Below are 11,962 nucleotides of genomic sequence, written 5' to 3' on the forward strand. Positions count from 1 at the left end.
AATAAGCTTTAAGGGGTTTTATGCCCTGATGCGTGATAGAATAAGAAGCTACGCTTACAGGTTTATTTTTCCCATCCAAAGAAATCAAAGAATTCATCCGGTATGATTTTCTCAATCCGTTTTTGTTGCTCTATAGAAAGAGCTGTTTTCCACTCATTTTTTGTCCCTTTCCTAAAATGGTAATACGAGGTTTTAGGGAGTTTACAAAGAGAAATCGCTTTTGGGGGAATAGAGTAAAAATGAAATATTTTATCAAAAAAAAGAGCGCCTGCATCAGAAAAGTCCTCATATGAGGTGATGAGTATGGGTATCTTCTGTTCTTTATGCACTTTTATCCAACCCTTCATGATCTCAACGGTTTCTGGAAGATAGGTGATGATCGCTTCGATAAAGTTTTGCAAAGTCCAAGAAGAGATATCACACCCTCTTTTTTGATAGAGTCTTACGATATCTGGATACGCTTTTCGATCAAGTTGGTGATGAGCCAAAGAAATCACATGCTGCCTTAAATCTCTTACATGAAAAAGCACTTTAATATTGTATTTTTTAAGAAGATCTAAATTATGAGAGCTCGCTTTGAGATGCTCTCTTGCTACCCCTTTTTCTTTCACAAGCAGCTTTAACCGGCTTTCAACAATATCTTGTCTGGGATACACATTTTCATCAGAAATAATGAATATCTTTCTTTTTAAAGAAGAGGCTAATGTTTTTGTGATATAGACACTGGCTGACTTCTCAAGAGGGATGAGTAAAATGGGCTCATGAGATTCAAACGAGCAAAAGCTAGCCCTTGCAGAGCATAGGAAGATGAAAAATATTATAGTTTGGATCCATCGTGTTTTCAAAAAAGACCCCTTTTTTTCATGATTAAGAGAAATAATTAAATTATGAATTTTAAGATGCTTTGTGTCAATGAGATCTCTGATTTTAAGGGAAAAGGTAAGGAGTATAATTGACTTGCTTAAGCCAGGAGCTTTACAATAAAAATATCTGAAACGATATAGTATTTTCTTTATCTTGGCCTAAAGCTTAATGGTTTAAAAGAGGGGTTTTATGAAGCCTAAAAGTATTAAGATGTAATTATAAAAAATATTTTATTTTCGTATGAAAGGAGTGGTGATCTACTTTAAGCTTAAACTAAGATGAGCTATTTGGATTTTTTCAAAATAAGGGGTAATGATCCCTTAGATGACCTAGCTTTAGGCTGTCTTTTTTTCTTAGGAGCATCCTTCACATCTTTTTGATCAATAGAAGTGAGCGGAGTACTATTTGGGGAATGGGGTGTGACTGTTCCTTCGAATTTGGCAATTTTTTTCTCAAGCCGTTTAATCATTTGATCTTGTTCAAATATCATTTTACTTTGATGCTTAAGTAAGGCAACTAGCTGATCATAAGTGAATTCAGGGAAGTTCATACATTCAAATTTTAGCAGAAAGGGGAGATTTTTTCAAAAAATTTTCAATGCCACTAGAACAAATATCCCTTCCTTACCTGATCTCTTATTTAGAGAGTTTTAATGTAGCCATTCAGATATCTCCTCATTTTCTTAAAAAAATATTTTCTCATAGCTTTTTTATAAAGCTTTCGATAAAAAAATGACGATTTAAATAAATTTATAGCTTGTTTTGCCCCTCTCAAGAAGGGTATTTAAACAATTACTTATTTTTGTTAAAAAGGCTATTCAATCAATTGAAGTTGCTCATATTGATGAAGGAGATCTCTCAGTTTTGCAGCATCTTCAAACCTGAGTTCTTTAGCAGCTATTTTCATTTCTTTTTTATAGAAATCAATTTTAGCATCAATTTCTTCTGGGGTGATAAGCCCTTTTTCAGGTTTTTCTTCTTGAGGAAGCTCATCAATCACCTCTCCAAAGGTTCTAGCTAAATCTTGAGCCTCCATCCGGTTTGTTGATCTTGGGGTGATGCCGTGCTCTTCATTATACCGCATTTGGATCTCTCTTCTCTCTTTCGTGATACGAAGAGTGGCTTCAATCGATTTAGTCATTTTATCAGCATACATGATGACTCTTCCCTCAGCATTTCTAGCTGCTCTTCCGCACGTTTGGATGAGCGCTGTCTCACTTCTTAAAAACCCTTCTTTATCAGCATCTAGAATCGTGACTAGGGATACCTCAGGAATATCAAGTCCTTCTCTTAAAAGATTAATACCGACTAGTACATCAATTGTACCTTTACGGAGCTCGTTAATGATCTGAACGCGCTCAAGTGTCACAATATCAGAGTGAAGGTATCTAGCCTTTAGTCCAATTTCTTTGAGATAGCCGGTTAAATCTTCGGCTAACTTTTTTGTGAGGGTAGTGACAAGGGTTTTTCCTCCTTGAGCTGTATTTTGACGAATTTGCTCAAGAGCGTCATCTACTTGATACGTAGCAGGTTTTACCTCAATGATGGGATCTAAGAGCCCTGTTGGCCGGATGATTTGCTGCGCTACAATCCCTTCTGCTTCACTCACTTCCCAGGCTCCGGGTGTTGCTGAAACATAGATCACCTGAGGTATTTTTTTATAAAACTCTTCAAATTTTAAAGGGCGGTTATCTAGTGCTGAGGGGAGTCTAAACCCAAAGTCAATGAGCGCCCGTTTTCTAGCTTGGTCTCCATTATACATTGCATGGATTTGAGGCATTGTTTGATGGGACTCATCTACAAAAATCATAAAATCGGGAGGGAAATAATCCAGGAGGCAAGCAGGAGGCTCTCCTGCTGCTTTTCCGCTAAAATGTCTTGAGTAGTTTTCAATCCCTTTACAAAAGCCCACATTTTTGATCATTTCAAGATCGTATTTCGTTCTTTCGGTAATCCGTTGATGCTCAATGAATTTATTGTTATCTTGGAAAAAAGCGGATCTTGATTCTAACTCTGCTGGAATCGTCTCTAACGCTTTAAGTCTCACTTCATCTGGAGTCACGTGGTGAGAGCCGGGATAGATAGAGAGCTCTTGCTGACGTCCTAACACTTGTCCTGTAAGAGGGTCAATGAGAGATATTCTTTCAATGTCATTACCAAAGAACTCAATACGGTAGGCAATGTCTTCTTCATAAGCTGGCATCACCTCAAGGACGTCCCCTCTTACGCGGAAAGTTCCCCGTGCAATTTCATAATCACTTCTTGTGTGGTGCATTTGCACAAGGTGAAGTAAGATATCATCACGTTCTCTAATGTCACCTACTTTTAAAGAGAGCTTCATCTCGCTAAAGTATTCAGGAAGACCAAGACCGTAAATGCAAGAGACAGAGGCGATGATAATCACATCAGGTCTTTCTAAAAGTGACCTAGTAGCAGAGAGCCTCATCCTGTCAATCTGATCGTTAATGGCCATATCTTTTTCGATGTAGGTGTCTGTTCTTGCGATGTACGCTTCTGGTTGATAGTAGTCGTAATACGAAACAAAGTACTCAACAGCATTTTCAGGGAAGAACGCTTTAAATTCTTGATAGAGCTGAGCTGCAAGGGTTTTATTATGCGCTAAGATAAGAGCTGGTCTTTGCACCTTTTGAATCACATTAGCCATGGTAAATGTTTTTCCAGAGCCTGTGATCCCTAGGAGCACTTGCGATTTTCTATTTTGTATAATACCATCAGAGAGCTCTCGAATGGCTTGAGGTTGATCGCCTTTTGGCTCAAATTGGGTGCGCAGCTTAAACATACATCCTCATCATTAAAAGATTAGCTAGAATAGCCAAGATCATGCAAAAATTCAAGAGAGCTTCCCTGTTCTTTTTAGGAAAAGGAAGCTGATACTTAAGGTATATTTTTTATTAAGCTGGGCTTAAAAAAAGAGTTAATTAGAATTGAGCTGCTCTTTTTTTTGATGGCTTCTAATCTCTTGGTTAAGTCTTCCTAGATCATACCCTTCATAGTCGACAAATTTGAAAAAGGTTTCAAAGAAGGGGCAGACAGAAGAGACTTGACTTGCTAGTTCTTGAGCAATACGGCGGTATCCAGGGTGACCAGCAGGTGATGACCTAAGCTCACAGAGCCACTGCAGTGACCGCAGATTCACATGAAAATACCAATGGATATTATAAGCCATGGGAACGACATACTGCGCTTCCTCAGGAAACTCTTGCACAATGGTATCAAACGCTTTTTTTGCCACTTCCATCGCTTCCATGTAGGTCTCTCCCATGGATGTTCCAATAAGTTCTTCAGGAAGATAGTAGCTAAAATCACAGGTGAGAAGCTGCCGATCTTGTGTGAGCATACGGTGTCTTTGTAGATCACGGTAGACGCCAAAATCAGCTAACATTTCAAAGGTGAAAGTCGCATGTTCTAACGCTCTTGGAGATTTATGTCTTCTGTTATCTCTTACCCCGCTTGCAGCTTCTAGAATTTCAGAGAGCGCTTCTTGAGAAAGTGTTTGGCAGTAAGCTTCTAGTTCTAAAAGACCTCTATCACTATGAGGAAATAACAGAGCTGCAGCTACTTTAGCTGGGCTTGTAGGGTCGTAATGCACCAGTCTCACACCTGGTTTTTGCATTTTTCCTAAAGAGCCTACATGATGCTTTGAGACGTTAGAGAGGTTTTGGTCTAGTTGCTGGGTAAACTGCTGAAAATTTTTATAAGAGTAGTGAGACGGTTCTGCTCTCCTGATGAAAGAAGGTATGACGCTTGAGAGCTCTTGGTAAGACTTTTTAGCCATATCTTGGAACTCTGTAAGAGATGACGCTTCAGATTTTTGCAGCCATTTTTCAAAAAAACGACCATTGCCGTAGACACCCATATTGGTAAGAGTGCTAGCTGGAAGAAGCCCTCTTAAGCAGTCGAGAACTTTAGCTCTCATCGCTGCTGTATAAGCTCCTTGAGAGATGGAAGGGTCTTTAGGGAATTTTTGCTCCATCACCTCTGTCAAAGGAGCGATCAGTTTTGAATAACAATCAAACAGGTAGTTACAGGTATTAACATAAAGCTCTCTATAAGCTGAGGTCATTAAGATAGGTTCCCTAAAAAAGAGATATTCTCCTTTCAGCTTTTGATCAAAGTAAATATAACGGGTTGATTTTTCAAGAGGAGACCCTCCAATCCTGCAATCTTCAACAGCTTTTGCAGCCAGCATCGAGATGTTTTCTAAAGCAAGATGCGCGCCTCCTAGCTCTCCGATGGAGTCATCGCCATAACCGTCTAAAATACGGTCATAGAAATTTTGCGCCTTTTTAATGGCAACTGATTGCTGCTGACTATCAAGGGTGTCTTCTTCAGAAGAGAGTCCTGAAATAGCTCCAAAGTTTGTCTCTTCATTGAGGATAAAATCTTTGAGAAGAAGTGATCTTAACCCAAGCGCTGATCTCGAATATCTAGAAAATAAAGCCCCTTTAATGACCTCAGGGAGATTTTTTAAGACAAAGACATTACTTGTGGTATTTGTTACATAGTGATTTAGAATTTTGAGTTGACCTTCTGAGAACTCTTCATAATCTTCAATCATAAGCATCCCTTTAAGACATTTGCCGGTTATTACAGGTTGAATTTGTACTCTTATCCCTTTAGAGTGACAGAATTACACTCCTCTTTCAAGTAAAAATACCACTAGGGGCACTTAAGATAGAACCTTTACCCCTTGATACTCTTTTGAAAACATGTAAATTCTCTAGAAGATTCCCATAGAGGGGCATAACTCTTGGTGAATAAGTTTTTTTTTGTTAGAAAGAAAACTACAGCCAAAAGGGGATGATCATGCTGACAATTAGGGCCCGCCGTAATCGTAAAACTGCCTCTATTCGGCAACTTATAGAGGAAACAACTCTACACATTTCTGATTTAGTGATGCCGTGTTTTATCATCGAAGGGGAGAAAAAAGAACAAGAAATTCCTCACATTCCAGGGAATTTTCTCATGACAGTTGATGTATTACTTAAAAGAGCTGCCTACTACCACAAGCTAGGAGTGATGGCGCTTGCTCTTTTTCCTGTGATTGAAGCGTCTTTAAAAGATTTAGAAGGGTCTTATGCGTTAAGTCCTCATAATGTGATTTTAAAAGCTGTAGAGCTTCTCAAAAAAGAACTCCCCTCTCTTTGTATCATCACAGATATTGCCTTAGACCCTTTTACCTCTCATGGACATGATGGAGTGATTAACCAGGACGGCTATGTTCTTAATGATCCAACGGTTGCAATTTTATGCAAGATGGCCTATCGCTATGCCTCTTCAGGATCGGATATTGTAGCTCCTAGTGATATGATGGATGGCCGTATCCTCTCCATTCGAAAGACGCTGGATCAAAACGGTTTGATTGATACCAGCATTTTAGCCTACTCTGCGAAGTATAGCTCTTCTCTATATGCGCCTTTTAGAGATACCGTAGGATCGAAGTTAACTCAGGGGGATAAAAAAAGCTATCAACTCAGTCCTGCGAACGCAAGAGAAGCGTTAAGGCAGGCACGGCTTGATATAGAAGAAGGGGCTGATATGGTGATGATTAAGCCAGCTACAAGTTATCTTGATATCATCTATAGGCTCCGTCAAGAGGTGTTACTTCCTATCTGTAGCTATCATGTCAGCGGTGAGTATGCAGCGGTTATGGCCGGGGCAAAAGAGGGGCTTTTAGATGCCTCATCTGTGCTTTATGAGCAGCTTCTTTGCATTAAAAGAGCAGGATCTGATTTTATCTTCACCTACGCGGTTGATCATATTCTTGCATTAAAAATGCATAAAGTCTGTTTTTAAAAAATATGTAAAAAAATTTCAATATAAGTGATAAATTTTACAAATATTGTTTTTTAAGCTCATCAATATTCATAAAAACAGCTTTTTTTGATGAAACAAGAGTTTAAGGCACGACTGATTTCTAGCAGAAATGTAACCAATTTAAATTTTATTGATCAAAATATATTGTCGGAGTAGAATTCTGAAAAAATTTTAACTCAAGAGATTTTATGAGCACAGCTTCTCCCCAAATAGCATCTAGTAGTACAAATGCAGTCAATGTTTATGAGCAAATTTCTCAACATTTTCCTATTCCAGAAGCTAATTTTACGAAGTGTTTTGAATATATTTGCGATGAAAATGCTTGGAGCTCTTTTGGAGAGGCAAGATCACAAGAACTTTTAAGTCAAGTTGTTGATTTAAAAGGACGTTCTCTTTTAATGATAGCCATTAACAAAGGAAATCTTTCTTTAGCTGAAAAACTCATCACCTATGACATAGGTACTAGACATCGTGATCATCACAATAATTCGGCACTCCATGTGGTAGCAAGACAAGGATATACTGAATTATTTCAAACTTTCTTAAGATATTTTGATATCGACACTCATAACGATAAAAATAAAACACCTCTTCATAAAGCGATTAAAACATATCAACTTCATATAGTTAAGTTATTTATATCTAAAAAATTAGACGTTGATTCTACAATTATCTATAGAGGGACTCAACACGCCTCTTCGCTAGCTCACAGGGAATTTACGATTACTCCTGCTGAATATGCAATGATTCATAACGACAATGAGTGTGTAGATGTTTTATTGAAGGCTATGAGAAGTAAAACGGTAAGTGGTCAGTCGTTTTCTCTCTTATCTCGATCCGCTTCCCAGGCATCTTTTCTTCACTTAGTTATTCATTTTCATAAAAATGCAATGCTCAAGCATCTTCTGAGTAAACATTCCGATTTATGTGATCAAGTCCTTGAAATGCAAGATTGTCATGGGAATACACCCTTTTCTTATGCTGTTGTAGCGGAAAATTTTGAAGCACTTTCTTTGTTAAAAATATATGAAGCAAATATTGAGCATAAAAATAAGTTAGGGCATCGCCCGATGCATTTAGCAGCTCTAAGTGGAAATCCTCGGTTAGTGGAAAAATTATATGCCTTAAATTGTCAGCTAAGTATACATGGCAGTATAGAAACCGGAGTACGGGAATTAGCTCATGCTAATACACAAGCTCTGATACGAAATTTATTCTCTGAAAGGGAAAGAGAGATTACATCTCCTCCTAATTTTTCCACTAAGAGTCCTCATAATCTGGTATTTAAAGGAGGAGGACCAAGAGGAGTAGCTTATGTAGGAGCCTTGAAAGCTTTAGAAGAAAGAAAAGCTTTATCGCAGGTGACCCGTGTTGCAGGAACTTCAGCTGGGGCAATTAATAGTACACTTCTTGCTTTGAATTTTACCCATGCGGAAATGGAGTCTATTCTGAAAGGGATGGATATGATGTCTTTCTTGGATTCCCCTGCAATCAAGACAAAAATTACAGATGTTGCTAAAAAAGTGCTTAATCCTCTTCAGTGGCCACAGTTGATTAAATATACCAATGATATTTTAAAGTGCTTTTTAAATCCTGTTCCCACGATGGTTAATCAAGTTAAGGGATTATTTCAGCAGTTGTGGTCGCTGACAGGAATTTGCGAAGGGGAAGTTTTTAGAATTTGGATTGAGAGTCAAATCCGAAAAAAGACGGGTATAGAGTATTGTACTTTTGGAGAGCTTCACCAACTGATTCGCATTTCTTACCCTTTTAAACATCTTCATATATTTGCCACTCAGATCAATGGCAAGGGAGCAATTGTTGATTTCAACTCGGAAGATGTACAGCATGCGAATATCATTATTTCTGATGCGGTTAGAGCTTCTATGTCAATCCCTGGAGCTTTTAAACCCCATACTATGCATATAAAAAAGAATGGCATTCGGAGTGAACATCTCGAATTAGGGAAATTTTTAGACGGAGGAATGATCTATAATCTCCCTATTGATACTTTTGATCGAGAAAAGTACCAGCAAGGGGGCGTCATTCAAAATGTACAAGATAGATCTAAGTTTAATAATCAAACACTGGGTTTTAGCTTTTTTCATTCTTCACCTGAATTACCTAAAGCAAATTCATTTGACACAGTAGGGGATTTATTAAAAGCTTTAGTTGATGTTTATTCAAATGCTGAAGATTTATTAAGAGAAACAAATTCTTTTGAGCACTACAGAATCATTAATATTGATGACCAAGGCGTAAATCTCACCAGCTTTAATTTAAGCCGAGAAAGGCAAAATAAACTGGTTCAATCAGGTGAAGCTGCAGTTGTTAATTTTTATAAAAAACATGAAGCAGAGGGATTTGAATCCTTAATTCAGTTGAAAACTTCTGAAAATCTCAATTCTCTTTCAGCAACATTAAAAGGAAAAGCGTCTAAGTTGAGTAGTATTCAATCAACGTTAGAAAAGCATCAATCGCTTCTTTTAAAGGGAGCTCAACGTGTTGAAACACATGAGCTTATCGCTGCATTCATCAATAAGTATAGAAATTCCTATTCATTTATAGAGACTCTCTCTTACTCTAATGAAGTTACAAAATTAGAGGCGTATAAAAATCTTGCACGTAAATTACGTATTTCTCTTCCAAAAGATGAATCTCAAGATAAAATGATCTCATTAATACATCAAGCTTTAGAGAATCATCAAGGAAAGCCTTGGATATTAATTTATGATAGTCATGAGGCTACTACGACTTTTACAATTCCCACAAGGGGAGGGAGAGTAGTCATCATTCCTAAAGTGACAATTGAACCAACCATAGATCCAGAAGCCCTTATTACAGTATTGGATTTAACAACTATTTCACAACAATTGATTGATCTTTCAGTACAAGACGATGAGAATCTAAAGACAAATGCTACGCTAATGATGAATGAACTTCCTCAAGGAATGTGTTCAAAATTGGATATTTCTGTTGGGGAATACATTTTTCCTATAGGTGGAAGTAAAACCACTTTTAGTCTTACTTTAACCCCTGAAGGCGGTTTTTCTGATGTAGTCTTTCAGTCACTTTATTCTTTGTTTCAAAAAGTGTTGCTAGCCATTCCTCATAATACAGATCAAGTGGAAGTCTACATTCAAGACAAACAAAATATGTCTGAACTCAGTAAATCAATTGAACAAGCATTTAATCAAAAACAGAATTTTTATGTTCATGTATCATCAGATGGAACGGAGATTGATTTTCAATTTATTACTGCAGTAAGAGGCTATTGTAGCATTCAGTAGTAACAAATATGATATTCATCAGTTCTCTATTCTAGAGAAATAATCTTGGTTTTTCTTGATTGAAAGAAAAACCAAGAGATGTACGGATATGAATCAAATATCTCAAGACACAGAATTAGGTGATTTTTTATCAAAGAAATAGGCTAAATGATTGTTTATCAATCATTGTTTGATTTTTCACCTCAAAAAATGACGATTTTTATTTAAAATCATATGAAAAAAAATAGAGTCGTCATAGAATCTTCAAGACAAGGAATGAGAGAGATCTCTTTGAAGAAGATGCTGTTTTTTTCTAAAAAATTCATCCAAGGATAAACATCGCTTTCTCAGGAGATAAGGAGTTTAAGACAAGCATGAAGACCCTGTGCAAGTAAAAGAAGTGACGAAGTACGCTTTAAAAAGACGTGCATTCTCCTTGCTGTGCAAAAAAGATGATGCGCCTCTCTTAGATATTTTGATGAGACCATTTCATCCACAAGAAGAGACTTACGCTTTTGTGTTACAAAATACACAAGACACCTATTTGGACAAAACATTCATGAGAAAGAGCGTAGAGCATGGATTAGATGCGCTGAAGAGTGATGGGCTCACACATGTTTAGATTCTCCCATTCTCCTTCTACCCAGTTAACAAAGCACTCTCTAGGCAGTCTTAAAGAGCTGTATACCGTCTCTTGGCCGCTGATCATCTCCCTTCTTTTTGTCTGTATCACCAACCTCATGGATAGGTTTTTCTTAGAAAAATATTCCCTAGAGGCTTTAGAGGCGTGCTCGATTGCTACCTATTTTATTTTGCTCTTTCAAATCCCTTGCATTCGGATCTCTTCGATGTCTCAAGTGTTTGTGGGGCAATATAAAGGCGCGCAAGATCACTGCTCAATTGGATCTGTTGTATGGCAAGCGATTTGGTTTTCTCTTCTTTCGATGTCTTTTACACTCCCTCTTGGACTCATCGCTGCAAAATTCTTTTTCCCAGAGAGCATTGAGCCGCTTGCTACCCCCTATTTTCATATCCTCATGGGAGCTAATTTCTTATTTCCCTTAGGATCTGCTCTATCGACATTTTTCACAGGGCAAGGGAGATCTTCCACAGTGTCCTGTGTGATGTTTATCAGCTCTATTTTGCATTTATTTCTCGATATCATTTTGATCTTTGGAATTCCTAACTATATCCCCTCTCAGGGGATTAGGGGAGCGGCTTACGCGACTGTAATCTCGCAATTCTTTTACTGCCTTGTGCTTTTTATCTTATTTATGCGAAGACAAGAACAAAAAGAGTATGGGACCAATCAGTGGAAAATTCATCCCAGTTTAATGAAGCAGTATATTTTACTTGGAGCGCCAACAGCTGTGAGTAAGCTGAGCATTTTATCGGCTTGGGTGGCTGCTGTTAAAATCATTACAGGAAGAGGGGGAGACTATCTTCTTGTGTTATCCATTACAGGGAATCTTTGTATTTTCTTCTCCTGTTTAACAGAAGGGATGGGGCAAGCGCTTCTTACCATCGCCTCTTATTTGATTGGAAGTGATAATAAAGATAAGGTCATCCGCTCTGCAAAGTCGGCTTTTCTCATGTTGTCAGGGATTATGGTGATCTTAGGGTTTTTCCTTTTAATTTTCCCTGGAAAATGCATTCATGCATTTTTCTTAACCCCGTTTTCTCCTGATCAAATGCATCTTCTCATTCAGTCGTGTTACGGACTGTGGTTCTTTTTCTTAGCAGAGGGGCTAGCTTGGATTGGATTAAGTATTTTAACTGCTTGCGGAGATACAAAGTTTTTAATGTATTATAATGCCATCACCTCTTGGCTATTTACCTTCTTACCTATTTACTTGGTATTTCATATTTTAAACGGTCCGCCGCATCTTCTTTGGGCGATTATGACTGTTCCTTGTATGGCTTCTTTAACAGCGTATTTAATGCGCATTAAAGCGTGTTTTACAACGTTTTCAAAAGTGATCTGCTAAAGTC

General features: G+C 37.7%; 8 protein-coding genes. 4 read left to right on the plus strand and 4 right to left on the minus strand.

Translation table 11 applies throughout. The annotated features are described in order from the left end of the window. Positions 1-62 precede the first annotated feature (62 nt). The 4 genes from ACI7T6_RS00295 to ACI7T6_RS00310 form a co-directional block, all read right to left on the minus strand. Positions 63-845: a sulfotransferase domain-containing protein gene (locus tag ACI7T6_RS00295; protein WP_404665605.1), complete on the minus strand. Its 783-nt coding sequence runs from the start codon at positions 843-845 to the stop codon at positions 63-65. Between the two features lie 302 nt (positions 846-1,147). Continuing rightward, positions 1,148-1,414, minus strand: coding sequence for a hypothetical protein (locus ACI7T6_RS00300; RefSeq protein ID WP_404665606.1), 267 nt, complete (start codon positions 1,412-1,414; stop codon positions 1,148-1,150). 263 nt (positions 1,415-1,677) lie between these two features. Continuing rightward, positions 1,678-3,663: an excinuclease ABC subunit UvrB gene (uvrB, locus tag ACI7T6_RS00305; RefSeq protein ID WP_404665607.1), complete on the minus strand. Its 1,986-nt coding sequence runs from the start codon at positions 3,661-3,663 to the stop codon at positions 1,678-1,680. Positions 3,664-3,798: 135 nt separating this feature from the next. After that, complete coding sequence (locus ACI7T6_RS00310; RefSeq protein WP_404665608.1) at positions 3,799-5,442, minus strand: FAD-dependent thymidylate synthase; 1,644 nt, start codon at positions 5,440-5,442, stop codon at positions 3,799-3,801. 248 nt (positions 5,443-5,690) lie between these two features. On the opposite strand from ACI7T6_RS00310, the gene hemB reads away from it, so the two are divergent. From hemB to ACI7T6_RS00330, 4 genes are all read left to right on the plus strand, one after another. Continuing rightward, positions 5,691-6,680: a porphobilinogen synthase gene (hemB, locus tag ACI7T6_RS00315; protein ID WP_404665609.1), complete on the plus strand. Its 990-nt coding sequence runs from the start codon at positions 5,691-5,693 to the stop codon at positions 6,678-6,680. Between the two features lie 209 nt (positions 6,681-6,889). Next, positions 6,890-9,991 carry a patatin-like phospholipase family protein gene (locus tag ACI7T6_RS00320; protein WP_404665610.1) on the plus strand — a complete coding sequence of 1,034 codons (3,102 nt, stop codon included), beginning with the start codon at positions 6,890-6,892 and terminating at the stop codon, positions 9,989-9,991. Positions 9,992-10,355: 364 nt separating this feature from the next. Beyond that, positions 10,356-10,592: a hypothetical protein gene (locus ACI7T6_RS00325; RefSeq protein WP_404665611.1), complete on the plus strand. Its 237-nt coding sequence runs from the start codon at positions 10,356-10,358 to the stop codon at positions 10,590-10,592. After that, positions 10,585-11,958 carry an MATE family efflux transporter gene (locus ACI7T6_RS00330; RefSeq protein WP_404665612.1) on the plus strand — a complete coding sequence of 458 codons (1,374 nt, stop codon included), beginning with the start codon at positions 10,585-10,587 and terminating at the stop codon, positions 11,956-11,958. Before ACI7T6_RS00325 ends, ACI7T6_RS00330 begins: the two co-directional genes overlap by 8 nt. The last annotated feature ends 4 nt before the right edge of the window (positions 11,959-11,962 follow it).

It is taken from the genome of Rhabdochlamydiaceae symbiont of Dictyostelium giganteum (assembly GCF_964291045.1).
Lineage (GTDB): Bacteria > Chlamydiota > Chlamydiia > Chlamydiales > Rhabdochlamydiaceae > PALSA-1444.

Bases quoted from the DNA above. Each gene is read 5' to 3' on its own strand.
- ACI7T6_RS00320 (WP_404665610.1), top strand. From the start codon at position 6,890: ATGAGCACAGCTTCTCCCCAAATAGCATCTAGTAGTACAAATGCAGTC.
- ACI7T6_RS00310 (WP_404665608.1), bottom strand. From the start codon at position 5,442: ATGATTGAAGATTATGAAGAGTTCTCAGAAGGTCAACTCAAAATTCTA.
- uvrB (WP_404665607.1), bottom strand. From the start codon at position 3,663: ATGTTTAAGCTGCGCACCCAATTTGAGCCAAAAGGCGATCAACCTCAA.
- hemB (WP_404665609.1), top strand. From the start codon at position 5,691: ATGCTGACAATTAGGGCCCGCCGTAATCGTAAAACTGCCTCTATTCGG.
- ACI7T6_RS00330 (WP_404665612.1), top strand. From the start codon at position 10,585: ATGTTTAGATTCTCCCATTCTCCTTCTACCCAGTTAACAAAGCACTCT.
- ACI7T6_RS00300 (WP_404665606.1), bottom strand. From the start codon at position 1,414: ATGAACTTCCCTGAATTCACTTATGATCAGCTAGTTGCCTTACTTAAG.